Annotated in this window: 16 protein-coding genes, 1 tRNA gene and 3 rRNA genes; 13 read left to right on the top strand and 7 right to left on the bottom strand. The window is 68.8% G+C overall.

What is annotated here, in order from left to right:
* Nucleotides 1-180: 180 nt before the first annotated feature.
* From PVK37_RS05080 to PVK37_RS05065, 4 genes are all read left to right on the top strand, one after another.
* Nucleotides 181-1,695 (top strand): 16S ribosomal RNA (locus PVK37_RS05080).
* A 357-nt stretch (nt 1,696-2,052) separates the two neighbouring features.
* Nucleotides 2,053-5,159 (top strand): 23S ribosomal RNA (locus tag PVK37_RS05075).
* A gap of 88 nt (nt 5,160-5,247) precedes the next feature.
* Nucleotides 5,248-5,364: ribosomal RNA gene (gene rrf, locus PVK37_RS05070) — 5S ribosomal RNA — on the top strand.
* Together the 16S, 23S and 5S rRNA genes form the textbook arrangement of a ribosomal RNA operon.
* A gap of 85 nt (nt 5,365-5,449) precedes the next feature.
* Complete coding sequence (locus PVK37_RS05065) at nt 5,450-6,169, top strand: NADPH-dependent F420 reductase (RefSeq protein ID WP_275032562.1); 720 nt, start codon at nt 5,450-5,452, stop codon at nt 6,167-6,169.
* Between the two features lie 156 nt (nt 6,170-6,325).
* Here PVK37_RS05065 and PVK37_RS05060 read toward each other — a convergent pair whose 3' ends face one another.
* A complete protein-coding gene (locus PVK37_RS05060) occupies nt 6,326-8,149 on the bottom strand; it encodes a VanW family protein (RefSeq protein WP_275034969.1) in 1,824 nt (607 codons plus the stop codon).
* 635 nt (nt 8,150-8,784) lie between these two features.
* On the opposite strand from PVK37_RS05060, the gene PVK37_RS05055 reads away from it, so the two are divergent.
* Nucleotides 8,785-9,327 carry a DUF6230 family protein gene (locus PVK37_RS05055; RefSeq protein ID WP_275034968.1) on the top strand — a complete coding sequence of 181 codons (543 nt, stop codon included), beginning with the start codon at nt 8,785-8,787 and terminating at the stop codon, nt 9,325-9,327.
* A 152-nt stretch (nt 9,328-9,479) separates the two neighbouring features.
* On the top strand, nt 9,480-10,991 hold the full coding sequence (locus tag PVK37_RS05050) for a DUF6114 domain-containing protein (RefSeq protein WP_275032561.1): 1,512 nt from the start codon (nt 9,480-9,482) through the stop codon (nt 10,989-10,991).
* A gap of 60 nt (nt 10,992-11,051) precedes the next feature.
* Here PVK37_RS05050 and PVK37_RS05045 read toward each other — a convergent pair whose 3' ends face one another.
* On the bottom strand, nt 11,052-12,722 hold the full coding sequence (locus PVK37_RS05045; protein ID WP_275032560.1) for a DUF885 domain-containing protein: 1,671 nt from the start codon (nt 12,720-12,722) through the stop codon (nt 11,052-11,054).
* Between the two features lie 53 nt (nt 12,723-12,775).
* Nucleotides 12,776-12,916 carry a hypothetical protein gene (locus tag PVK37_RS05040; RefSeq protein ID WP_275032559.1) on the bottom strand — a complete coding sequence of 47 codons (141 nt, stop codon included), beginning with the start codon at nt 12,914-12,916 and terminating at the stop codon, nt 12,776-12,778.
* A gap of 461 nt (nt 12,917-13,377) precedes the next feature.
* On the opposite strand from PVK37_RS05040, the gene PVK37_RS05035 reads away from it, so the two are divergent.
* Nucleotides 13,378-14,370: a DMT family transporter gene (locus PVK37_RS05035; RefSeq protein WP_275034967.1), complete on the top strand. Its 993-nt coding sequence runs from the start codon at nt 13,378-13,380 to the stop codon at nt 14,368-14,370.
* 49 nt (nt 14,371-14,419) lie between these two features.
* Here PVK37_RS05035 and PVK37_RS05030 read toward each other — a convergent pair whose 3' ends face one another.
* The 3 genes from PVK37_RS05030 to PVK37_RS05020 form a co-directional block, all read right to left on the bottom strand.
* Nucleotides 14,420-15,496 carry a PHP domain-containing protein gene (locus PVK37_RS05030; protein WP_275032558.1) on the bottom strand — a complete coding sequence of 359 codons (1,077 nt, stop codon included), beginning with the start codon at nt 15,494-15,496 and terminating at the stop codon, nt 14,420-14,422.
* A 139-nt stretch (nt 15,497-15,635) separates the two neighbouring features.
* On the bottom strand, nt 15,636-18,560 hold the full coding sequence (locus PVK37_RS05025) for a glycosyl hydrolase (RefSeq protein WP_275032557.1): 2,925 nt from the start codon (nt 18,558-18,560) through the stop codon (nt 15,636-15,638).
* A gap of 161 nt (nt 18,561-18,721) precedes the next feature.
* The gene (locus PVK37_RS05020) at nt 18,722-19,426 is read right to left on the bottom strand and encodes a M23 family metallopeptidase (protein WP_423791056.1); all 705 of its coding nucleotides are present in this window, start codon (nt 19,424-19,426) and stop codon (nt 18,722-18,724) included.
* Between the two features lie 128 nt (nt 19,427-19,554).
* Here PVK37_RS05020 and PVK37_RS05015 point away from each other — a divergent pair, with 128 nt between their 5' ends.
* The 4 genes from PVK37_RS05015 (at nt 19,555) to PVK37_RS05000 (ending at nt 21,719) form a co-directional block, all read left to right on the top strand.
* Nucleotides 19,555-19,941, top strand: a complete 387-nt coding sequence (locus tag PVK37_RS05015) for a hypothetical protein (RefSeq protein WP_275032555.1) — start codon at nt 19,555-19,557, stop codon at nt 19,939-19,941.
* Between the two features lie 130 nt (nt 19,942-20,071).
* The gene (locus PVK37_RS05010) at nt 20,072-20,239 is read left to right on the top strand and encodes a hypothetical protein (protein ID WP_275032554.1); all 168 of its coding nucleotides are present in this window, start codon (nt 20,072-20,074) and stop codon (nt 20,237-20,239) included.
* Between the two features lie 239 nt (nt 20,240-20,478).
* Entirely contained in the window at nt 20,479-21,009 is a 531-nt protein-coding gene (locus PVK37_RS05005; protein WP_275032553.1) for a tRNA adenosine deaminase-associated protein, read from the top strand.
* A gap of 215 nt (nt 21,010-21,224) precedes the next feature.
* Nucleotides 21,225-21,719: a nucleoside deaminase gene (locus PVK37_RS05000; protein WP_341483439.1), complete on the top strand. Its 495-nt coding sequence runs from the start codon at nt 21,225-21,227 to the stop codon at nt 21,717-21,719.
* A gap of 118 nt (nt 21,720-21,837) precedes the next feature.
* Here PVK37_RS05000 and deoD read toward each other — a convergent pair whose 3' ends face one another.
* Nucleotides 21,838-22,545 carry a purine-nucleoside phosphorylase gene (gene deoD, locus PVK37_RS04995; protein WP_275032552.1) on the bottom strand — a complete coding sequence of 236 codons (708 nt, stop codon included), beginning with the start codon at nt 22,543-22,545 and terminating at the stop codon, nt 21,838-21,840.
* 75 nt (nt 22,546-22,620) lie between these two features.
* Here deoD and PVK37_RS04990 point away from each other — a divergent pair.
* Nucleotides 22,621-22,707 (top strand) — tRNA-Ser (locus tag PVK37_RS04990).
* A gap of 248 nt (nt 22,708-22,955) precedes the next feature.
* Nucleotides 22,956-24,692: a YncE family protein gene (locus PVK37_RS04985; RefSeq protein WP_275032551.1), complete on the top strand. Its 1,737-nt coding sequence runs from the start codon at nt 22,956-22,958 to the stop codon at nt 24,690-24,692.
* Nucleotides 24,693-24,727: the final 35 nt, after the last annotated feature.

The following is a 24,727-nucleotide window of genomic DNA, read 5'->3' as shown; positions in this document are numbered from 1 at the left end:
CCTGGTGGGGGGTCTCGGATGGTGTGTGGTTGTTCTTTGAGAACTCAACAGGGTGCTTGATAAGCCAGTGCCAAGTAGTTTGATACCCCGCGCCGGCTGCCATGACTGTGGTTGTGGTTGTTGGTGGGGAGATTCCTTTGGCAACATTATGTTGCCGGGACGATTGTTCAACAAAAGTTTTTGTTGGAGAGTTTGATCCTGGCTCAGGACGAACGCTGGCGGCGTGCTTAACACATGCAAGTCGAGCGGAAAGGCCCTTCGGGGTACTCGAGCGGCGAACGGGTGAGTAACACGTGAGCAACCTGCCCCAGGCTTTGGGATAACCCCGGGAAACCGGGGCTAATACCGAATATGACCTTCGGTCGCATGACTGTTGGTGGAAAGTTCTTCGGCTTGGGATGGGCTCGCGGCCTATCAGCTTGTTGGTGGGGTGATGGCCTACCAAGGCGACGACGGGTAGCCGGCCTGAGAGGGCGACCGGCCACACTGGGACTGAGACACGGCCCAGACTCCTACGGGAGGCAGCAGTGGGGAATATTGCACAATGGGCGGAAGCCTGATGCAGCGACGCCGCGTGAGGGATGACGGCCTTCGGGTTGTAAACCTCTTTCAGCAGGGACGAAGCGTAAGTGACGGTACCTGCAGAAGAAGCACCGGCCAACTACGTGCCAGCAGCCGCGGTAAGACGTAGGGTGCGAGCGTTGTCCGGATTTATTGGGCGTAAAGAGCTCGTAGGCGGCTTGTCGCGTCGACTGTGAAAACCCGCAGCTCAACTGCGGGCCTGCAGTCGATACGGGCAGGCTAGAGTTCGGTAGGGGAGACTGGAATTCCTGGTGTAGCGGTGAAATGCGCAGATATCAGGAGGAACACCGGTGGCGAAGGCGGGTCTCTGGGCCGATACTGACGCTGAGGAGCGAAAGCGTGGGGAGCGAACAGGATTAGATACCCTGGTAGTCCACGCTGTAAACGTTGGGCGCTAGGTGTGGGGGGCCTCTCCGGTTCCCTGTGCCGCAGCTAACGCATTAAGCGCCCCGCCTGGGGAGTACGGCCGCAAGGCTAAAACTCAAAGGAATTGACGGGGGCCCGCACAAGCGGCGGAGCATGCGGATTAATTCGATGCAACGCGAAGAACCTTACCTGGGTTTGACATGGCCGCAAAACTGTCAGAGATGGCAGGTCCTTCGGGGGCGGTCACAGGTGGTGCATGGCTGTCGTCAGCTCGTGTCGTGAGATGTTGGGTTAAGTCCCGCAACGAGCGCAACCCTCGTTCGATGTTGCCAGCGCGTTATGGCGGGGACTCATCGAAGACTGCCGGGGTCAACTCGGAGGAAGGTGGGGATGACGTCAAGTCATCATGCCCCTTATGTCCAGGGCTTCACGCATGCTACAATGGCCGGTACAATGGGCTGCGATACCGTGAGGTGGAGCGAATCCCAAAAAGCCGGTCTCAGTTCGGATCGGGGTCTGCAACTCGACCCCGTGAAGTCGGAGTCGCTAGTAATCGCAGATCAGCAACGCTGCGGTGAATACGTTCCCGGGCCTTGTACACACCGCCCGTCACGTCACGAAAGTCGGCAACACCCGAAGCCGGTGGCCCAACCCTTGTGGAGGGAGCCGTCGAAGGTGGGGCTGGCGATTGGGACGAAGTCGTAACAAGGTAGCCGTACCGGAAGGTGCGGCTGGATCACCTCCTTTCTAAGGAGCACCATCCAGCGAAAGCTGGTATGGAGCCCGCGATCTGCGAATGTCAGGTCGGGGTGCTCATATGGCGGAGACACTGGTGAGTTTCTGTTGGGCAACGGCCTGAGATTCTAGTACGACCAGCTTCGGTTGGTAGGGAACGGGTTGATGGTGCGGCTTGGTGGGAATGATAAGCACCCTGTTGGGTCCTGAAGGAACAACCTGTGATGGGTTGGTTCTTCATGGCTGAGAAGCTGCCAGGCACGGCCTGGTGTGGCATACCGCTGAACGGTGTTCGGGCTGGTGTCGCACGGTGTGGGTTGTGGGTTGGTCGTTTGTTGAGAATTGCACAGTGGACGCGAGCATCTTTGTGGTCAAGTTGTCAAGGGCGAACGGTGGATGCCTTGGCACCAGGAGCCGATGAAGGACGTGGGAGGCCGCGATAGGCCTGGGGGAGCTGTCAACCAAGCTGTGATCCCAGGGTGTCCGAATGGGGAAACCTGGCATCAGTCATGTGATGTCACCTGCACCTGAACACATAGGGTGTATGGGGGGAACGCGGGGAAGTGAAACATCTCAGTACCCGTAGGAAGAGAAAACAAATAGTGATTCCGTGAGTAGTGGCGAGCGAAAGCGGATTGAGGCTAAACCGGTTGCGTGTGATACCTGTCAGGGGTTGCGTGGTCGGGGTTGTGGGACCCTGCGAAACGAGCTGACACTCGTTTGAGGAGTTACAAAGTTAGTGGCTAGTCGAACAGTCTGGAATGGCTGACCGTAGACGGTGATAGTCCGGTAGGTGAAAGTTGCTGACCTTCTGTGGGTGTTCCCGAGTAGCGGCGGACTCCTGAAATCTGCCGTGAATCTGCCAGGACCACCTGGTAAGCCTAAATACTTCCTGGTGACCGATAGCGGACGAGTACCGTGAGGGAATGGTGAAAAGTACCCCGGGAGGGGAGTGAAATAGTACCTGAAACCGTTCGCCTACAATCCGTCGGAGCCTTGCGGGGTGACGGCGTGCCTTTTGAAGAATGAGCCTGCGAGTTAGTGGCATGTGGCGAGGTTAACCCGTGTGGGGGAGCCGTAGCGAAAGCGAGTCTGAATAGGGCGCTGTAGTCGCATGCTCTAGACCCGAAGCGGAGTGATCTAGCCATGGGCAGGCTGAAGCGCGGGTAAGACCGCGTGGAGGGCCGAACCCACCAACGTTGAAAAGTTGGGGGATGACCTGTGGTTAGGGGTGAAAGGCCAATCAAACTCCGTGATAGCTGGTTCTCCCCGAAATGCATTTAGGTGCAGCGTCGCGTGTTTCTTGCCGGAGGTAGAGCACTGGATGGTCTAGGGGGCCCACAAGCTTACCGAAATCAGCCAAACTCCGAATGCCGGTAAGTGAGAGCGCGGCAGTGAGACTGCGGGGGATAAGCTTCGTAGTCGAGAGGGAAACAGCCCAGATCACCAGCTAAGGCCCCTAAGCGTGTGCTAAGTGGAAAAGGATGTGGGGTCGCATAGACAACCAGGAGGTTGGCTTAGAAGCAGCCACCCTTTAAAGAGTGCGTAATAGCTCACTGGTCAAGTGGTTCCGCGCCGACAATGTAGCGGGGCTCAAGCACACCGCCGAAGCTGTGGCATTCATACTTTACTTCGCGTGCCCTTGATGGTGCGTGCAGGTGTGTGGATGGGTAGGGGAGCGTCGTGCCGGGGGTGAAGCAGCGGGGTGACCCAGTTGTGGACGCGGCACGAGTGAGAATGCAGGCATGAGTAGCGAAAGAAGGGTGAGAAACCCTTCCGCCGGATGACCAAGGGTTCCAGGGCCAGGCTAATCCGCCCTGGGTGAGTCGGGACCTAAGGCGAGGCCGAGAGGCGTAGTCGATGGACAACGGGTTGATATTCCCGTACCCGCGAAAGAGCGTCCCTGATGAACCTCGTTGTGCTAACCACCCGAGCCTGGGGAGGTCTTCGGACCGAGCTGGGGGAGCGTGGGAACCTGGCGGGTAGTAGTCAAGCGATGGGGTGACGCAGGAAGGTAGCTGAGCCCGGCCGGTGGTTGTGCCGGGGTAAGCGTGTAGGCCGTGTTGTAGGCAAATCCGCAACACATGGGGCTGAGACGTGATGCCGAGCCGATTCAGGTGAAGTCAGTGATCCTATGCTGCCGAGAAAAGCCTCTAGCGAGTTCTTAGCGGCCCGTACCCCAAACCGACACAGGTGGTCAGGTAGAGAATACCGAGGCGATCGGGCGAACTGTGGTTAAGGAACTCGGCAAATTGCCCCCGTAACTTAGGGAGAAGGGGGGCCGGAGACGTGAAGCCCCGCGCGGGTGGAGCGTTGTATGGCCGCAGAGAGCAGGGGGAAGCGACTGTTTACTAAAAACACAGGTCCATGCGAAGAAGTAATTCGATGTATATGGACTGACGCCTGCCCGGTGCTGGAACGTTAAGGGGACCTGTTAGCTCTTCGGGGCGAAGCGGAGAACTTAAGCGCCAGTAAACGGCGGTGGTAACTATAACCATCCTAAGGTAGCGAAATTCCTTGTCGGGTAAGTTCCGACCTGCACGAATGGCGTAACGACTTCCCCACTGTCTCAACCACAGGCCCGGCGAAATTGCAGTACGAGTAAAGATGCTCGTTACGCGCGGCAGGACGGAAAGACCCCGGGACCTTTACTATAGCTTGACATTGGTATCCGAATTAGCTTGTGTAGGATAGGTGGGAGCCGGTGAAGCTCATACGCCAGTATGGGTGGAGGCAATCTTGAAATACCACTCTGGTTGATTTGGGTATCTAACTTCGGACCGTTATCCGGTTCAGGGACAGTGTCTGGTGGGTAGTTTAACTGGGGCGGTTGCCTCCTAAAAGGTAACGGAGGCGCCCAAAGGTTCCCTCAGCCTGGTTGGCAATCAGGTGTTGAGTGCAAGTACACAAGGGAGCTTGACTGTGAGACTGACAGGTCGAGCAGGGACGAAAGTCGGGACTAGTGATCCGGCACTTGCGTGTGGAAGCGGTGTCGCTCAACGGATAAAAGGTACCCCGGGGATAACAGGCTGATCTTCCCCAAGAGTCCATATCGACGGGATGGTTTGGCACCTCGATGTCGGCTCGTCGCATCCTGGGGCTGTAGCAGGTCCCAAGGGTTGGGCTGTTCGCCCATTAAAGCGGTACGCGAGCTGGGTTTAGAACGTCGTGAGACAGTTCGGTCCCTATCCGCCGTGCGCGTAGGATACTTGAGAAGGGCTGTCCCTAGTACGAGAGGACCGGGACGGACGAACCTCTGGTGTGCCAGTTGTCCCGCCAGGGGCACGGCTGGTTAGCTACGTTCGGAAGGGATAACCGCTGAAAGCATCTAAGCGGGAAGCTCGCTTCAAGATGAGGTATCCCACCCTCTTTGGAGGGGTAAGGCCCCCAGCTAGACGACTGGGTTGATAGGCCGGAAATGTAAGCCCGGTAACGGGTTCAGTTGACCGGTACTAATAGGCCGAGGACTTGACTACAAAGATTCTGCTCGCGTCCACTGTGCGATTCACGACAAACGAACATCCCGACCTCGAGTTGTGTGGGTGTTTGATAAGTCGATAGAGTTACGGCGGTCATGGCGGAGGGGAAACGCCCGGTCACATTCCGAACCCGGAAGCTAAGCCCTCCAGCGCCGATGGTACTGCACCCGGGAGGGTGTGGGAGAGTAGGACACCGCCGGACAATCGTTCCAACGAGGGTCACCCTGTCACGGGGTGACCCTCGTTGCGTTTCTCCTGCCCTTCGGCCAGTTCGTCGTGCCGCAGGGGTGGGGCTGTCCGGGAATCTCTCCGGTCCCGTCGGGTACCCGCTTGCGGTACCGGACGACCGCCGACTCCGGCGGAGGCAGGAGAGTGCGCTCATGAGGATCGGGATCATCGGTTCGGGCCACATCGGTGGCACCCTCACCCGGCGGCTGACGGCCGCAGGTCACGAGGTGACCGTCGCCAACTCGCGAGGGCCCGGATCCCTACAGCAACTGGCCACAGAGACCGGTGCGGACACCGGCAGCGTCGAGCAGGCCGTCCGGGACGGGGACGTCGTGGTGGTGGCGGTACCGCTGGCCGCCGTACCCGCGCTGCCGGCGGACGCGTTCGCCGGCAAGGTCGTCGTGGACGCGGACAACTACTACCCCCAGCGGGACGGCGACATCCCGGAGATCGCCGACCGGAGCCTGACGTCGAGCCGGTGGACCGCCAACCAGCTCAAGGGCGCCCGGGTGGTCAAGGCGTTCAACACCATGTACGCCCAGCACCTGATGGAGAACGGACGGCCCGCCGGGGCACGGGACCGGATCGCCCTTCCCGTCGCCGCGGACGACGCACCGGCGAAGCAGCTCGTGATGAGCCTGGTCGAGGATCTGGGGTTCGACCCGGTGGACGCCGGGACCCTGGACGAGAGTTGGCGGCAGCAGCCGGACACGCCCGTCTACGGGGCGGACCGCGACGCGGACGGCGTACGGCGCGGGTTGGCCGAGGCGCGGCCCTGACGGCGTACGGAGGGACCACGACGCCCCGGGGCGCGTACCGCAGGCACCGGCAGGGCCGCACCGAAGGGCGTACCGGAGGATGCGGACGCCCCGCCGGCCGACTGGCTGGCGGGGCGTCGCGGTGCTGGTGCGGGACGGACGTCGGGGGTGGTGACGTCAGGGCTGCTTCGGTGCGCAGACGAAGCGTGGTTCGGCCTGGTAGGTCCAGGTGAACTTCTCCCGCTTGACCACCTCGCCGTCCTTGCGGATGACCCGGTACGCGTCCTGGGTGAAGCCGTCGATGCCGTTGGTGGCGATGCAGGACGGCCCCGGCTCCAGGTGGATGACCTTCGGCCTGGTGATGTTGCGGCGTGGACTGTACTCGGTCTTGACGCTGTCGTAGATCTTCGTGCTCCAGATGGCGACGGTCACCGAACTCGACGTGTACGAGGTGTCGATCATGACGCCGTACGGGGTGTTGTTGCGGAACTTGAAGTCGAGGTTCGGGTAGAAGATCGTCGACTCGATCACCGCCGGGTACCGGCTGAACCAGTACGAGTGCGGCTTGTGCTCGACGTCCTCCAGGCCGGCGTAGTAGGTGGCGTTGAACAGCGTGGTGGTGAACTGTGACGTGCCGCCCCCGACGCCCGGGACCAGCTTGCCGTCCAGGATGACCGGGGCGTCGTGGTAGCCCTGCTGGTAGCTGCGTTCGCCGGTGTGGCCGTTCAGGGAGAACGTCTCGCCGGGCTTGACCACCGTGCCGTCGACGTCCTTGGCGATCTGCACGATGTTCTTGCTGCGGGGCGCGGAGAGGCCGCCGGTGAAGTTGGTGGTGAAGCTGGAGACCTTCTCCTTGATGCCGAGCGCGCCGATGTCCTCGACGGTCAGGTCGGCTTCGACGGGTTTGAGTACGGCGTTGACCGTACGGTCGGTGGTCTTCGGCAGGACGGCGAGCAGGTCGCGGCCGAGCGCGTCGTCGTCGAGGCGCTGGCCGGGGCTGCCGGCCACCGGCTTCGGCCGGCCAGCGGCCAGGGTCATCGAGGCGTCCTTCGGTTCCACCTCGATCGTGGCGAGCTTGCCGCCGAGGGCGGCCCGCAGCTTCTTGACGTCGAGCTTCGGGGTCAGCTTGCCGGCCTTGTCCACCGGGAAGCTGAGGCTACGGGCGATGGCGCTCGGCGGGATGCTGACCGAACCCTTCTCGGTGGTCAGCTTGACCGGCGCGGCGACCGCCGGCGTGGCCAGTTCGGCCACCAGCCGGTCGACCTCCTCGGCGGTGGTCGCCGGATGCTTCTCGACCAGCGGGATGGTTACCGGTGCGCCGGTCAGCCAGCCGGCCCGTAGGGCCTCGGCGGAGGCTTCGCCGTCGACGGTGAGGCTGGGCTGCGGGTGGACCTTCTTCGGCACGGTGCCACTGAAGGTGATCTTCGGCATGACCATCTTCCGGCCCTGTGGGCCGACCACCGACGCCAGGGCCGTCTCCAGCCGGGCCGGGTCGACGGTCACCACCGGCGAGACCGTCCGGGAGCCGAAGAGGCGGCTGAGCGGGGCGGCCTGGGCCTCGGCGGCGGCCGCCACGGTGGCGTCCACGTCCACCGTCAGTCCCACGTCGGCGGGGACGAGCTGGGCGGTCCGCTCACCGACGCGTACCTCGACCGGTGCGGTGAAGGTGGCGGCCTGGCGGTTCAGCTCGGCGCGGAGCGCCTGGGCCGCGTCCGTGCGACTCTTGCCGCCCAGCTCGGTGCCGAGCACCGTGGTACCGCGGGGGATCTCACCGGCGTACGCGTAACCGCCGGCGCCGGCGCTGGCGGCGAGCACCGCGGTCACCACCCCGGCGGCGAGGATCAGCCGTCCCCGCCGCCGGGTGGGCGGCGCGGGGGGCTCCGGCGCGGGGGCGGGAGGGGGCGGCTCGGTCTGGTCGGCGGGCCAGGTGACCGCAGTGACCTGGACGGTGGGCCGGTCGTCGGCGGGCGGGATCTTGTCGCCGTACAGAGTCACAGGCAGAACCTCGATCGGACGTACCACGGGGGGAGAGGGGGACTCCCCGGTGAACGACTACGGTAACCAACGCGGGCGGGTCCCCGGGAGTGCGTCTCGGTGCGCAGGTCGGTACGCGTGGCGATCGCGGGTTCCGTAGCGGTCCATCTGCTGCCTCCCGGGCCCGGTCAGACCCGGTGACTGATCAGTACCGGTCGGTGGGTCGGCCCATCCTCCGTACGGGTGGCGATCGATCATCCTCAGCGGTTTGCCAGGTGTGCGTTTCCAAAATGTTACCTAAGGCTGACCTCCCTACTGTTGGTGACCACTGTTGGGCGTCGTGTCGCAATCGGGGTGGGTTTGCCCGTCGATCGGACGGCTGACCTGCTCACGGCTCGTGAAGCAACGGTGATCGTCGATCTTGCGCCGGTTACCGGCGGGTAGCAAGGGGTCTTGTGACGAAGGTCGCCACGCGCGACCATCCAATCCGCACGCTGCGCCAACCGTCAGCAGCACCGCGGATCCGCAGCGGCCCCGTGCTCCCCCGCAGTCCCGGGTGCCGTCCCGCGTCCGGTGACCCCTTTCGAGGAGGACCCCCTGTGAAGGATTCGAACGACCCGCTGGCGCAGAGCGGCGGCGTCCGCTGGCGTCGCTTCGCCGCCATGCTGGTACCCACCACCGTCGTCGCCGGTGCCATCGTCGTCGGCATGGCGAACGGTGCCATCGCGGCGTCCTTCGCCGTTTCCGGACAGACGTTCAAGGTCGGCGCGACCAAGCTGGAAGGCGACGGCTTCAAGCAGTACGGCGGCATGGTCCAGGAGAAGGACGGCACGCAGCACCCGGTGGCCGTGTCGGAGATCTCCAGCGCCAAGCTCTACGACCTGTGCCAGTCGGTGAAGGTCCCGAACATGCCGATCGTGCTCACCATCAACGCCGGTGGTGGCGGAACCCCGGCCACCGCCAGCGGCCTCCTGATCGACATGGACTCGCTGGAGGGCGACGCGACGTTCTCGAACATCAAGATCGGCCGGGACGCCACCGACCTCAACGCGAAGGCCACCCCGAAGTCGTTCGGTCAGAGCGCGGACAGCGTCGTCATCAAGGACCTGAAGCAGGTGGCCCGCTCCACCAGCGCCGGCACCTTCACCCTCAACGGGCTCAAGTTGAAGATCAACGTCGGCGCCGAGGCCCGGGAGTGCTTCTGAGCTGACCGGGCTGCCACTGACCCCACCTCCTGCTCCCCGGCCGGTCGACCGGCCGTCCCCGTCCCGCCCGTCGACCCGGCCGGGGAGCGCCCGGGACAGCTTCCTGCCGTACCTCCGCCCACCCCTCCCACCACCCCTGCCAGGAGGCGTACGTGACAACCGCGGACCCGCAGCACGCCCGACCGGGCGGGTTCAGCCAGGCCCGGTGGAGATTCCGCCGATGGCGGCGGACCAGACCGTTCTGGGGTGGCCTGCTGACCGTGCTGGCCGGTGTGCAGATCTTCGGAACCACCCAGATGAGCCTGGGCGGGCTGACCTTCCAGATGGGGCCGACGGGCTTCCTCTCCTGGTTGATCCCCACCATCCTGGTGGCCTGCGGGTTCTTCATGTGGTTCACCCCGCAGCACCGGATGTTCTACTCGGTCATCGCGGCGGTCACCGCCGTCTTCTCGCTGATCGGCGTCAACCTCGGCGGCTTCTTCATCGGCCTGCTGCTGGGCATGGTCGGCAGTGCGCTCGGCTTCGCCTGGACCCCGGCCCGTCGCCCGGCGTCCCCCGACCAGCACCGCCCCGAACCCGAACCTGCATCCGCACCCGGTCCCGGACCCGAGGTCGGGCCGGAATCCCGGGTGGCCGAGCAGACCGAGCAGACCGAGGAGGACCGGGAGCGGCTGCGTGCCGACGAACGGTCCCTCACCGACGAGCTCATGCCCGTCCGGCGGGAAGCGGGGGTGCCGCCCGGTGACCCACGGTTCCTCGCCGCCACGGTGGCCCTGCTCGGGCTGGCCGCGGTCGGACTGCTCACGCTGGACGCGCCGACCCCGGTCCGGGCCGCCGCACCGGCCACCGCCGGCTGCCCGTCGTCCCCCACGCCGACATCCCCCACGCCGCCGGCTCCCACCGTGCCGGCCCCTACCGTGCCGTCCCACACCGTGCCGGTCGCACCGACGCGGCCGGCGTCCCCGGCCACACCGGACGCCGGCACCCCCGACCCCGGCACCGGTACCGCCCTCGAAGAAGCGGTCGGCGACCTGCTCACCAACCTGCTCCCCGCCCCCACGGCTGACCCGGACGCCGACCCGTCGACCCCACCGGCCACTCCGGGTGGACCACCGACCGCGACCGCCACCCCCACCGCGCCGCCGACCTGCGCGACCCCCACCCCCGACCCGACCGGGTCGGTCCAGCCGGGCCGGCCGCTGCCCCGGATCACCGCCGACCCCGGACAACCCACCGTGGGTACGCCGTCCAAGCTCACCGGCACCCGGGTGGTCATGACCGGGGTCCGCTTCGAGGGGATCGTCGACCTGCGGACCGTCGACGGTACGCTCCGGGCCCTCAAGTTCAGCATGGCGCGGGCGGTCACCGACGACTTCGTCCTCCGCGCCACCGGCCCGGCCGGCAACACCCTGCGGTACGCCACCGACCAGCTCACCGTCGATGGTGACGTGGCCTTCTACGCCACCCGGTTCACCGGCCGGCTCGCCCTGCTCGGCGGCCCCGGACTGATCCCGGTGACCCTCACCCCGGACCTGCCGCTGCCGGACGGCATCCCGGTCACCGCACCGCAGCTCACCTTCCGGGACCCGGTGATCGACCTGGCGTACGTGGACTGTGACGTGCTGACCAGCGGTGACCTGCTGCGGCTCACCCTCGACGACTGAACCGGAAGCGGTGTCCCGCCGGGGCCGGTCCGACGCTGCCCCGGCGGAACACCGGCGGAACTACAGTCGGGCGAGCGCCCGGCGCAGCGGATCCAGCCCGAGCGAACCCAGGTCGAGCGCGTTGCGGTGGAACTCGCGCAGGTCGAAGTCGGCACCCTTGCGGGTCTTCGCCTCGTCCCGGGCCTGGAGCCAGATCCGCTCGCCGACCTTGTACGAGGGGGCCTGCCCCGGCCAGCCCAGGTAGCGGTTCAGTTCGAAACGCAGGTTCTCGTCCGGAACCCGGCAGTGCGCGCGCATGAACTCCCAGCCCAGCTCGGGCGTCCACCGCTCGCCCGGGTGGAAGTCGAACGGATTGTCCTTCGGGATCTCCAGCTCCAGGTGCATGCCGATGTCGACGATCACCCGGGCCGCCCGGAACGCCTGCCCGTCGAGCATGCCGAGCTTGTCGCCCGGGTCCTCCAGGTAGCCCAGCTCGTCCATCAGTCGCTCGGCGTACAGGGCCCAGCCCTCGCCGTGCCCGGACACCCAGCAGAGCAGCCGCTGCCAGCGGTTGAGCAGCTCGGCCCGGACGGCGGTCTGCCCGACCTGGAGGTGGTGCCCCGGCACGCCCTCGTGGTAGACCGTGGTCACCTCCCGCCAGGTGGAGAAGTCGGTGATGCCCTGCGGGACCGCCCACCACATCCGGCCGGGGCGGGAGAAGTCCTCGCTCGGGCCGGTGTAGTAGATGCCGCCGTCGCTGGTCGGGGCGAGGCGGCACTCGATCCGCCGGACCTGTTCCGGAATGTCGAAGTGGGTGCCGTTCAGCTCGCTGACCGCCTTGTCGGCCAACGCCTGCATCCAGTCCCGGAACGCCTCCTTGCCCTGGATGGTGCGGGCCGGGTCGGCGTCCAGCGCGGCCACCGCCTCGTCCACGGTCGCCCCCGGGCCGACGATCCGCGCGGACACCGTCCGCATGTCCGCCTCCAGGCGGGCCAGCTCCTCGAACCCCCAGGCGTACGTCTCGTCCAGGTCGATCCGGGCACCGAGGAAGTACTGCGAGGCCAGCTCGTAGCGTTCCCGGCCGGCGGCCTGCTTCTCGCGCCCCCGGGGCGCCAGTTCGGTCCGCAGGAACCGGCCGAACTCGGCGGTCGCCGCGGTGGCCGCCGCCGCGCCCCGGCGCAGGTCCGCGCCGAGCGTGCCGTCGGCGCCGAGCCGCTCGACCAGGCCGTGGAAGAAGTTGTCGGCGTTCGGGTCGGTCCAGATGTCGCACTGCTTGGCGACCTCGACCATCTGGGCCCGGGAGGAGACGTGCCCGGCGTCGGCGGCCTGACGCAGCGTGGTCTTGTAGCCCTCCAGGGCACCGGCGAACGCGTTGAGCCGGGTCGCCACCTTCGCCACCGCGTCGTCGCTGTCGGTCGGCATCAGGTCGAAGACCGAGCGCAGGTCGTGCAGACCGCTGACGATCACGTTGATCTCGCTGGTCTCCTCGCCGGAGTCGTACCGGGCCAGGGACAGCCCGAGCCGCTCCTGCATGGCCTCCCTGGCGGTCTGCTCCGCCGGCGTGTCCGGCTCGGTGGCGTCCAGTTCGGCCAGGGTGCGCCGGGTCAGGTCGGCACGGGCGGCGTAGCCGTCGGGCGACAGGTCGTCGAGCTGGTCGTCGTGGCCGGCGATGCCGGCGTAGGTGGCACCGGACGGGTTGAGCGCGGCCCACTCCACCACGTACCGGTTCGCGAGGTCATCGATTCGTCCCACGGGGGAACCCTACGTGACCGGTCACCGGACCCGTCGACCTTTCTTCCGCCGTGTCAGGGCAGCAGGTCGGCCGGGTCGAGGTCGATCCGGAACGGCGCGTCGGCCAGCAACCGTTCCCCGTTGACCACCTCGTCGACCAGGCGGTCCTCGCCGGCGTGGTTGAGGCTGAAGAACTCGACCGTGGCGCTGCGCACCCGCCGGCGATCTGCACCCGCATGAAGTACGGCACGCCGCCATCGGCGCAGCGGCGTGGCTTGTCGACGAACTCGTGCCGGCGGCTGCCCGGCGAGACGAACTCCACCGCCATGGTGCAGAGCCGGGCCGGGACCCAGCGGTCCTCCTCGTCGCTGCCGGGCAGGGCGTGCAGGATGGTGACGTCCGGCTGGATCCAGCGGTGCGCGCCTGACCAGCCTTCCGTCGATGCACTCGTAGCGTGCGGTGGGCAGCTCCGGGAGCGGGAGGTAACGGTCGGCGAGCTCGGTGCTCCAGATCCCGTCGAAGTCGACGAGCGGGTCGAACTTCATCGGCATGGCCATCGCGGTGCCACCTCCTCGACTGGTCAACGTCACCAGGGTAGGCCGGTCGTGGTGACGTGGGACACGGTGCCGGGGTAGTGTCCGGCGTTCCGGTGGGCTGCGGCAGAGTGTCAGGGGTGATGCCGGAAACCACTCCTGACCGGGCCGCGCTGCGTGACTGGCTGCCCGGTTTCGTGCTGCTCGCCGCGATCTGGGGCTCCAGCTTCCTGTTCATCAAGATCGGTGTACGGGAGCTGCACCCGCTCTACGTCACCCTCGGTCGGGTCGCCGCCGGGGCGGCCACCCTGCTGGTGGTGCTCGCCGTGCTGCGGGACCGGCTGCCCCGCGACCCCCGGCTCTGGCTGCACCTGACCGTGGTGGCCGCGTTCGGCGTGGCGATCCCGTTCACCCTGTTCGGCTACGGGGAGCAGCGGATCCCGTCGATGCTGGCCGGCATCTGGAACGCCACCACGCCGCTGGTGGTGCTGCCGATGGCGGTGCTGGTGTTCCGTACCGAGCGGTTGACGGTGCGCCGGGCGGTCGGGTTGGCGCTGGGCTTCGTCGGCGTGCTGGTGGTGCTCGGGGTGTGGCAGGGCCTCGGCGGGGTGGCGTTCACCGGGCAGCTCATGTGCTTCGGGGCAGCCGCCTGTTACGGCCTGTCGATCCCGTACCAGAAGCGGTTCATCGCGGGCCGTACCGAGTCGGGGCTGTCGCTGTCGGCGGCGCAGTTGCTGCTCGCCACGGTCCAGCTGGCGGTGGTGTCGCCGCTGGTGGCGGGGGCACCGCCGATGCCCACCGCGCTGTCGCTGGACGTGGTGGCGAGCGTGCTCGCCCTCGGGGCGTTCGGCACCGGGCTGGCCTTCGTGATCAACCTGCACAACATCCGGGTGGTGGGCGCGAGTACGGCCTCCACGGTGACGTACCTGATCCCGGTCTTCGCGGTGCTGATCGGCGCGGTGGTCCTCGACGAGACCCCGACCTGGCACCAGCCGGTCGGGGCGCTGATCGTGCTGCTGGGGGTGGCGGTGTCCCAGGGCTTCCTCGGCCGCCGACCGGCGCACCCGACGGCGGTTCCGGCGGCCGGGCCGGTGGACCCGGCCGCTGCTGCGCCCACGGTGGCTGCCCGGCCCTGACGCCACGCTGGCTACCGGTTCGCTGGACCACGGCCGGCCCGGCCCCGGCTCACCCGGGCTGGTGGGTGTGCGCCCAGGCGACCAGGTCCTCGGCGGACCAGGTGTTCACCACCCGGTCGACGGGCACCCCGCAGCGGGCCGCCCGCTCGCAGCCGAAACGCTGCCAGTCGAGCTGCCCGGGGGCGTGCGCGTCGGTGTTCAGGGCGAAGAGGCAACCGGCCTCCAGGGCCCGCCGGATCAGCCGCTTCGGCGGGTCCTGCCGTTCCGGCCGCGAGTTGATCTCGACGGCCTTGCCGTGTTCGGCACAGGCGGCGAAGACGGCGTCCGGGTCGAAGTCGCTCTCGGGGCGGGTCCGCCGGCGGTGGGCCCGGTCGCCGGGACCGGTCACGCCGGCCGGGCGGGAGGAGACCATCCGACCGGTGCAGTGGCCGAGGATGTCCAGGTGCGGGTTGGCGACGGCGGTGAGCATCCGCCGGGTCATCCGGGCCCGGTCGTCGTTCAGACCGCTGTGCACCGAGCCGACCACCACGTCCAGCCGGGACAGCAGTTCCTCGTCCTGGTCGAGTGAACCGTCGGCGAGGATGTCGACCTCGATGCCGGTGAGGATCCGGAAACCCTCCGGCAGCGCGGCGTTGAGCCGGGCCACGTGGTCGAGTTGGCGGCGCAGCCGGTCGGCGGTCAGCCCGCGCGCCACCTTCAGCCGGGGGGAGTGGTCGGTCAGGACGAGGTACTCGTGGCCCAGTTCCACCGCCGCGAGCGCCATCTCCTCGATCGGGGACCCGCCGTCGGACCAGTCGGAGTGGGTGTGGCAGTCGCCGCGCAGCGCCGCCCGCAGGGCGGCGGCCTCGGCGTCCAGGTCGGTGCCCTCGGTCGCCACCAGCCGGCGCAGGTAGACCGGCTCCTCGCCGGCCAGCGACTCGGCGACGCAGCGGGCGGTGACGTCGCCGACCCCGGGCAGTTCGGTGAGCCGTCCGGTGCGGGCCCGTTCGGCCACCTCCCCGGCCGGCAGGGCGGCGAGCGCGGTGGCCGCCGAGCGGAAGGCGCGTACCCGGTAGGTGGCCTCGTGGGCCCGTTCCAGCAGGAACGCGACCCGGCGCAGGTCGGCGATGGGATCCCGGGGGCTCACGGAAACGAACCTACGCCCCACCGGCGGCGGACCGCAGCCCGTGACACGGCCTTTCGGCCCGGATTCCGAACTGCCCGGCGGCCGGCGCGGACCGGCCCGCCCGCCGGGTGAGGGCGGACGGGCCGGGCGGTGGATCGGCTCAGGAGTGCGGGAGGCGGAGCACCGACTTGTCGCCGATGCCCAGGGTGCTCGGGTTGTTGCCGATGGCCGACCAGACCTCCAGCTTCACCGTGCCGTTGCGCAGGTTGCCGTTGGTGCCGGTGGCCGAGAACAGACCCTGGTTCTGGGTGTAGTGCTCGTAGCCGGGCACCGGGTCGGTGGCGAAGTAACGGTACGTCTCCACCCGCTCGAAGGTGCCGTCACCGGTCAGGTCGTACGAGGCGCGCAGTTGCACCCCGTTGCCGACCGCGGTACCGGCGTCGACGAACAGGTCGAAGGTGCTGTTGCCACCGGAGTAGGTGAGGTCCAGGCCGGTCGCGGTGAACACCACCGGGTTGGCCGGGGTGCCGTCGTGGTTGCCGTTGGCGGCGGCGACCGTGGCGGTGCCGGCGCTGCCGGAGGCGGCGAGCCCGCCGCCGGAGAGCAGGTAGCGGACCGGGGAGTCCGGCGTACCGGTCGGCGTCGGGGTCGGGGTGGGGCTGGTGGTCGGGCTGACGGTCGGGGTGGGGGTCGGGCTGGACGTGGTCGTGGGGGTGGGCGTCGGGTTCGGGTTGCCGCCGTTGGCGCTGCCGCCGCTCCAGGTGTACGCGCCGCTGGTGGCCGTCTTGCCGGCCGGTACGACGAGCGTGGTGCCGTTGGAGAACCGGACGGTGAGCTGCGCGTTGGTGATGTTGCTGGCCACGTAGGTGCGGGCGCCGTTGCGGGTGAAGACGGCGGCCAGCGGGTGGTTGGCCGTCACCGTGGTGTCGACGTTGCCGAGCGCGGCCAGGTTACGGACCCAGTGGAAGGTGTGGGCCCGGCTCTCGCCCTCCTCCGGGGTGTAGCCCGGGTTGGCGCGCAGCTTGGTCAGCGCGGCGGCCGGGTCGCCGAGGGCCAGGAACTGCCAGAGGATGTCCTGCCAGACGGTGGGTTCACCGCCGTTGTTGCGGACCAGTTCGGCGTAGTTGGTGGAGTTGTACTCCGGGCGGTAGCCCATGTACAGGTGGCCGCCGGTGACCGGGAGCATGTTGATGCCCTGGATCATCTCCGGTTCGGCGCTGAACCAGGTGGCGTACGCGCCGCCGTCACCCCAGACCATGCCGACGGTGGAGTGGCCGAACTCGGCCGGGAAGTTGTCGTTGTCGACGTCGAACCAGTACTGGTTGATCGCCGCCGCCTGGGTGGTGTACATCCAGATGCCGGCGTCGCGGACGGCGGTGTTGCCGGTGGCCTGTCCCCACTGGATCAGCGCGTTGGCGAAGTTCATCCCCTCGGACGAGGACTCCTGGTTGTTGCCGGCGGCGAACGAGCCGTGCCCGGAGGCCCAGTCGTGGCCGGCGTAGATGTCGAAGTCCCGCAGGTACGGGAAGCGGGTGTCGCTGCGGACGTAGTTGTTGGCGTCCCGGATCAGCAGGTCGACCATGCCGCCGTACTGGCTGTTGGCGGCCCAGGCCGGGTCGAACTTGGCCAGCGTCGCGGCGGCGGCGATGTAGTACCCGTAGTGGAAGTGGTGGTCGTTGAGTTCCTGGTCGGAGCCGTACGACGCGGGGTAGCCGATCAGGGTGCCCCAGTTGCGGTCGTAGTAGAACAGCTTCGAGGTCTCGCCGGCCGAGGCGGTGAACCAGTCGTTGAGGGTGCTGCGGATGGCGTTGAGCGCGGCGGTACGGGTCTCGGTGTCGCCGACCAGGTCGGAGATCTCGGCGATCCGGGCGGCCCGGCCGAGGCCCTTGCCGGTCCAGTAGGTGTCGCCGCCGCGCTGGTCCATCGGGTTGCCCCGGACGGCGGCGAGCTGGCTGCGCAGGGTGTTCAGGTCCTCGCCGCTGCCGGTGGCGACGGCGGGCAGCTCGGGCAACACGCCGTGGAACTTCATCGAGGTCTGGAACTGGGTGACCCCGTTGAGCACCTTCATCCGGCCCCGGGCCGACGGGTAGGTCTGGGTGATCGGGGTGGCGCCGGTCAGCGACTTCCACTGGTGCGGGTAGAGGCTGACCACGGTGCGGTTGGCGGTGCCCTCGCGGGCGGTGGTGGTGAACGCGTACGTGGTCCGGACCGTGCTGCCGGCCTGGTCGTACGTGTAGGAGACCTGGGTGCCGGTGACGTGGGCGTGCGCGACCTGGCCGTAGCTGCTGGCGAGGGAGGCGCGGGCGGTGGCGTCGGTGGTCTGCGGCAGCAGGGCGACCGAGAAGTAGCCCTTGCCGGCCAGGTTGGAGGTGATCCGGCCGCCGCTGACGGTCCAGCCCGCGCCGCTGGGGGCGTACGCGACGTAGTCGTGGCCGCGGACGGTGAAGCCGAGCGTGGAGCCGCTGTTGGACCAGACGGTGGGGCTGCCGGCGGTCACGTTGAGCAGCGCGTCACCGCCGCTGGTCTGGAAGTACGCGAACGGCAGGCCGTGGCCGATGGTGGCCCGCAGGGTCCGGGCCCCGTCGCTCCAGTAGGGGCTGACGGTCCAGTCGGTCCAGCCGTCGACCTTGACGTTGGGCGCGCCCAGTCCGGCCACGCCGACCCGGAAGTCCTCCTGGTAGGCGTACTTGAACTCGCCGACGCCGGTGGCGGTGCCGGTGATGGTGGGGGTGGAGGTGGCGGAGAAGCCGAGGCCGTCGGTGAAGGTGTTGAACGACATCGGGTGGGCGTGCAGCGGCTCGCTGTACGCGCAGTTGGTCTTCTTCCACAGCAGCGAGGACCACCAGTCGTTGGTGGGTACCGGGCCGGTGGGGGCGTTGGCGGTGACGAACTGGCGGGGGTTGGTGGACATCTGTCCGCAGCCGGCGGGGAGCGGACCGACCGGGTCGGTGGTGTAGCTGCCCGCGCCGACGGCGGTGGCGGCTTCGGCGGGGCTGGTCACGGCGACGGTCAGGCCACCGACGAAGACGGCCAGGGCGGTGGCGGCGGCCAGCACCAGGGGACGGTGGGGGACGGGAGGTTTCATCGTGCCTCCATCGCGCGTTCGATGCCGGATGTGACCGACCTCGGTGGCGCTTGTCGTAAATGGGGGGAAAGGGAGCCGTGAGAGCGCTCTCTCGCTCGGACGGTAGCCGACATCCCAACCCTCGTCAATGTGTCGACCTGGTTAACCGCCGGAGGCGGTGATCAGTTGGCCGAGGTGGGAGCGGGTGGACAGCCCTTCTTGCGGTGCCAGGCGCGCACCTCGGCGGCCGGCTCCTTGTTCACCCCACGCCGCCAGGCGTCCAGATACTTCGCCGGCCACACCACACCCCGCCGGATCCACCAGCCGTCCTTGCCCGGACACGGCGGCGAGATGCCGAAGTGCAGGTGGCAGACGTTGTTCGCGTTACCCGTCCGGCCCACCAGACCGAGCTGCTGGCCGGCGCGGACCCGCACCCCCGGATCGATGCCGTCGGCCACCACGCTCAGATGCGAGCCGTAGTAGCGCACCCCGTCGTCACCGAGCAGGGAAACCGACAAGCCGCCGTTGTACGGCCCCTTCGGTCCCTTCTTGTCGAACCGGTCCACCCGGCTCACCTCGAGCAGCACCCCGTCGGTCACCGCCACCACCGGCTCGCCGCAGTCGGCGAAGATGTCCGTCCCCGGGTACGCCGAATGGGTCGGGTGGTAGTCGGCCTTGTCGGCGCGTACCGGGAAGACGTGCGGCAGGCCGGTGCGCGACGGCGCCGGGGCGGCCGACGGCGACCCGGTCGGTGCCGGCTGCCCGGCCGTCCCCGGGGCGGCCGACGGCGACCCGGACCCACCCGGCGTGGCCCAGGTGACCGACGGCGCCGACGACGGCGGGGCGGCCGTCGGCCGGGTGGTCGCACATCCGCCGGCCAGCAGCACCGGTACGAGCAGCAACAGAACCGGCCGCGAGGGCCCATACCCGATCAGTCGCGGCGACACCCGCCCATCCTGACAGACCACTACGGTGGGAAGGGGCCCGCCGGGCCCCGGAAGGAGAAGCGACGGCGATGAGCTGGCATCCCGGGCCGCCACCCCCGCCGGGCCACTGGCAACCGTGGGGACGCATCCCGTCCGGCCTGTTCCCCTCCGGACGGCCGATCCGCCCCACGTACCGGGAACCGCATCCGGTCACCGGCGGCGGCGTCGCCGTCGGCGGCGCGACCGCGACCCTGTGGCTGATCTTCTTCGGACTGCTCGGCACCGACCTGCGCGGCTACCTCTGGTGGACGGTGGTCGCCGGCCTGGCCGCCTGGCTCGGCGCGCTGGCTCTGGTCCGCTTCGGTGACCGGGGGGTCGGCACCGGCGTCGCCATCGTCACCGCCGGTGGCTGGAGCATCGCCGCCGTGGTGCTCGGATCGCGTTGGGTGGCCACCGGGGACTGGCCGCTCTGGTGACGCCCGGGTGGGTGCCGGTGGCGTCGTCGGTGGGCGGACGTGGGTGTATCCGGTCAGCGCTCGGTGGTCGTTCCACTGCGCAACGAAGCGCGTCTTGACGTACGCCGTGTGACGGTTCACCCTCGGCTTCATGGCCTGGAGCACCCCGCGGCTCGACCCCGAACGCAGCCGCCGTCGCCTACAGCTTCTCGCGGAACTCGCCGGGGCCAGAGCGGTCCGCCAGCGGGAACGGCCCCAGCGGGTACGCAGCGAGCGGCTACGCCAACTCATCGCCACCCGCCGCCGGGTAGCCGGCTGAAACCAGGCGGTACCGGCGGGACGGTCCGCCGCTCGACCGACGGGCCGGTTCGCCGCTAGGCCGGCGGAACAGTCTGCCGCTCGGCCGGCGGGACAGTCCGCCGCCGACCGGGCGGGCCGGTCGAGTTTCCCCAGGAACCATCCCTCCATCGGGGCGTTGACCGGTCCATCGCCGACGGGACCGGATACCGTGCACGCGTAACGAGTCGGCACGCTGTGCTGAGCAGGTCAGGGGGGCAAGTGTCGTACTTCGCTGCGGCCGTGGTGCGCGACGACAGCGGCTGGACCGCCGCCGAGGTGAGCCTGCGGGGCGTCACCGATCTCGACGAGGTGGCCGAGCGGCTCCGGGACGTCGAACCCGACGCCGACCTGTCGCTGCTCTTCGTCGAGGCCGACGACGCGTACCTGGTGGTCCTCCGGCTGGACGAGGGCGAGGATCTGCGGGTCTTCGGCTCCGATTCGGCGTACGCCGAGGAGTCCCGGCTCGGTTCGGTGCTGGTCGGCGACCTGAAGGCACCCGACCTGGACGAGCCCGGCGAGTCCCGTCGTACCGTCAGCGGTGGCGGTGGCGACGAGGAGAGCGACCAGCCGGCCGTCGACCCGGAGGCCGACCCGGTCGGCGACGCCGACCTCCTGGCTGACCTGGGCATCTCCCCGCAGCGGCTGGTCAACCTGTGCACCCGGGAGGGCATGCTCCCGGCCGACGTCATCGCCGAGGTGTGCCAGGTGCTGGGCTGCGGCGACGAGGTCGAGGAACTGCGCGGGGTGTGAACGGGCCCGCTGCCTCCCCCGCCGAGCCGGCCGGCTCCTCCGGTCCGGTGCTGCCGGCGGGCTCGTCCGGTCCGGTGCTGCCGGCGGGCTCGTCCGGGCCGGTGCTGCCGGCCGGTGAGCCGGCGGACGCCACCGATCCCGCGCTGGAGACCGTCCGGCCCGGCCAGCCGACCCCCGGCCGCGTCGACCGGGCCGGCCCCGGAGCGACCGAGCGGCTGGCCGACCCGGACGGCGTGGGCCGCCGGCAGCGGCACGAGCGGTGGATGCGTCGGGCGCTGGAGGTCGCCGTCACCGGACCCGACCCGGCGGCGGACACCCCGTCGACCGTCGACGACGTCCCGGTCGGCGCGGTGCTCTACGGCCCGGACGGCACCGAACTGGCCGTCGGCCGTAACGAGCGGGAACTCACCGGGGATCCGACCGCGCACGCCGAGGTGCTCGCCCTGCGCCGCGCCGCGCGTCGACTCGGCCACTGGCGGCTGGCGGACTGCACCCTGGTGGTGACCCTGGAACCGTGCACCATGTGCGCGGGCGCGCTGGTGCTGGCCCGGGTCGGCACGGTGGTGTTCGGCGCGTGGGAACCCAAGACGGGCGCGGCCGGCTCGCTCTGGGACGTGCTCCGCGACCGCCGGCTCAACCACCGTCCCGAGGTGTACGGCGGCGTCCTGGAGACCGAGAACGCCGCCGTCCTGCGCGCCTTCTTCCGCTGACCGGGGCCCTTGCCTCCGCAGGGGTCACCTGCACCGGAAGGGCCCCGGCCGTCACGCGGTGCTGCTGTCACGCGGTCTGCGGTGCCAGGCGTTCTCCGGTGTGAGGCGGTCTGCGGTCTCAGGCGACGATGGTGTCCAGGGCGATCTCGACCATCTGGGAGAAGGTCTGCTCACGCTCCTCGGCGGTGGTCCGCTCACCGGTCTTGATGTGGTCGCTGACGGTCAGCACGGTCAGCGCGCGGGCCCTGAACCGGGCGGCGATGGTGTAGAGCGCCGCCGACTCCATCTCCACCGCCAGCACGCCGTAGTCGGCCAGCGTGTCGTAGAGGTCCGGCCGGTCGGTGTAGAAGGCGTCCGCGGCCAGGATCGGCCCGACCCGCATGGCGACACCGCGCCGCTCGGCCACCTCGACCGAGGTACGCAGCAGCCCGAAATCGGCGACCGGGGCGTAGTCGATCAACCCGGCGAAGCGCGCCCGGTTCATGTTGGAGTCGGTGGCCGACCCGATCGCCGCGATCACGTCCCGCAGGCGCAGGTCCTCGGTGAGGGCACCGCAGGAGCCGACCCGGATCAGGGTCTTCACCCCGTACTCGTTGATCAGTTCATGGGCGTAGATGGAGGCCGACGGCATGCCCATGCCCGAGCCCTGGACGGACACGTCCACCCCGTTCCAGCGGCCGGTGAACCCCAGCATGCCCCGGACCGTCGAGTAGCACCTGGCGTCCTCGAGGTAGGTCTCCGCGATCCACTTCGCCCGCAGCGGGTCGCCCGGCATCAGGACCCGCTCGGCGATCTCTCCCGGCTTCGCGCCGATGTGCGTACTCATGACGAAGATCCTGCCAGGCCGGCCGGAGGGATACCGGTTCGGCGTCCGGGCGGGTGGTCCTGTAGCCTACTCGGCGGTGGCGTGTCCGAGTGGCCTAAGGAGCACGCCTCGAAAGCGTGTGAGGGTTTACGCCCTCCGCGGGTTCAAATCCCGCCGCCACCGCTCGTGAACAGCGAGGACGCCCGGTCGATCCGCGAGGATCGCACCGGGCGTTCCGCTTGTGGTCTCAGTTCCCGTCCCGGTTGAGGTTCCGGACGGTTGACCGATCGGACGGCCGGCGATCACACCTTCGGGTCGTAGCCCGTCGATGGGCGTCGACGGTCCGTTTCCGGGCCTCCCGGCTGCCGTACCTGCCCCTACGATGGCCCGGCACGTGGAGCGGATCTTGGTCGCAGGGGTGGGGGTGGGACGTGCGTACCAAACTGATCGCACGCCTCGTGGTCGCGGTACTCGGCGCTACGTTCATCGCCGTCTCGTCGGGCGGTCCCGCCGCGGCGGACGTCGGCAGCCCGGTCGGGCTGGGCATCCGGAACTACGCCGACATGGTCGTCGACACGGCGCGCGGCCAGCTCTTCTTCAGTCCGGGTTACAACGGGACGGAGGTCCGCGTGACGGACCTGTCCGGCGGTGCGCAGCGGACGATCCCGGGGCTGCCGGGTGCCACCGGCATGACGTTGAGCCCGGACGGCGGCACGCTCTACGTCGCCCTCCAAAAGGAGGACGTCATTGCGGCGGTCGACACCACGACGCTGACCGAGACCCGTCGTCACCGCCTCGGATCGGACATCTGCCCGACCTGGCTGAGGCCGGCCGGGGGGAAGATCTACTTCGGGTACGGCTGCGTGTTCGGCAAGGGCCTGCTGGGCTCGCTCGACGTGCGCGGCGAGACGCCGGTGCTGGCCCTGAACCTGCCGCTCGACCGGGTCCCCGTCGCGCCCCCGCTGCTGCGGACCAGTCCGGGCGACCCGGATCTCCTCATGGTGGCGGACCGGGCCACCAGCCCGTCCACGCTGCCGGGCTGGCCGGCCATCTACGACGTCTCGTCCGGTACGCCGGTCAAGGCGGCGGCCCTACCCGGGGAGGACTGCTCGGGGCTGCACGACGCCGCGCTGACGCCGGACGCCGCCAAGATGATCCTGGCCTGCAGGTTCCTGAGCGACCGGACCACGAAGGCGACCGAGCACGCCGCCTTCTCGACGACAGACCTGTCTCCGGCGGGCCGGTACCCGTCCGGTGCCTACCCGATAGCCGTGACGACGTCCCCGAACGGTGCCTTCGTCATCGCCGGAACCAGCGACAGATCCAGCACGGGGCTGTCGACCATCTACGTCCAGCGGCCGGACGGCACCCTGGTGCACCGGTACGACCTGCCGCCGGGCCGCCACCTCGAACGCCAGGGCCTCGCGGTCAGCGCGGACAGCGGCACGCTCTACGCCGTCACCACCGGCGAGGACGCTCTCGACCCGAACCTGTACGTGCTGACCGACTACACCAGAACCGGTGTCTCGCTCGCGCTGTCCGCGCCGTCGTCCGTCGAGGGTGGGCCGGTGACGCTCAGCGGACGACTGTCGTTCCACGGGGGCGCGGTGACCTCGCCGCAGACGTTGCAGGTGTCCAGGCAGGACTGGATCGGCACCGTCCGCCTTCCGGACGGGACCACCGCGGCCGACGGCACCTTCTCGCTGTCCGACCTTCCGACGAGCATCGGGTGGAACACGTACACGGTCTCCCGTCCCGGGGACGCGACGCATGCGGCCGTCACCCGGTCGGTCAGGGTGTTCGTGTCGTCCGGCGCGTCGTCGATCACGCTTTCCGTGCGCCGGTCCACCGCGCCCGTCGGGCGGCACCTGGTCACCGGCACGTTGGCGTTCGGCGGCGCGTCCGTGTCGACGCCGTGGACGTTGCAGGTGGTCCGGAAGGACGCCACCGGCACCCACCCGATGCCCGCCGTCGTCACCGGCGCGGACGGGACGTTCTCCTTCCCGATCAACCTGTGGGGGACGGCCAGCAGCACCTACACCGTGACCTTCGCCGCGACCGCCGTCTGGCGGGGGTCGAGCCAGTCCGTGACGGTGCGGCCGATCCTCACCGGCACGGCCTCCCGGTTCGGGAGCCGGGCGACGTCGGGCCACCGCTTCCCGCGGTGAGGCCCGCCGCCGCCCGGCCCGCCGCCGCCCGGCCC

Source organism: Micromonospora cathayae (genome assembly GCF_028993575.1).
GTDB classification, from domain to species: Bacteria; Actinomycetota; Actinomycetes; order Mycobacteriales; family Micromonosporaceae; genus Micromonospora; species Micromonospora cathayae.
This window is presented reverse-complemented; position numbering and strand designations above follow the sequence as displayed.

Excerpts from the sequence above, each read along its gene's own strand:
- deoD (WP_275032552.1), bottom strand. The coding sequence starts at position 22,545 with ATGAGTACGCACATCGGCGCGAAGCCGGGAGAGATCGCCGAGCGGGTC.
- PVK37_RS05015 (WP_275032555.1), top strand. The coding sequence starts at position 19,555 with ATGAGCTGGCATCCCGGGCCGCCACCCCCGCCGGGCCACTGGCAACCG.
- PVK37_RS05010 (WP_275032554.1), top strand. The coding sequence starts at position 20,072 with ATGGCCTGGAGCACCCCGCGGCTCGACCCCGAACGCAGCCGCCGTCGC.
- PVK37_RS05025 (WP_275032557.1), bottom strand. The coding sequence starts at position 18,560 with ATGAAACCTCCCGTCCCCCACCGTCCCCTGGTGCTGGCCGCCGCCACC.
- PVK37_RS05055 (WP_275034968.1), top strand. The coding sequence starts at position 8,785 with ATGCTGGTACCCACCACCGTCGTCGCCGGTGCCATCGTCGTCGGCATG.
- PVK37_RS05035 (WP_275034967.1), top strand. The coding sequence starts at position 13,378 with ATGCCGGAAACCACTCCTGACCGGGCCGCGCTGCGTGACTGGCTGCCC.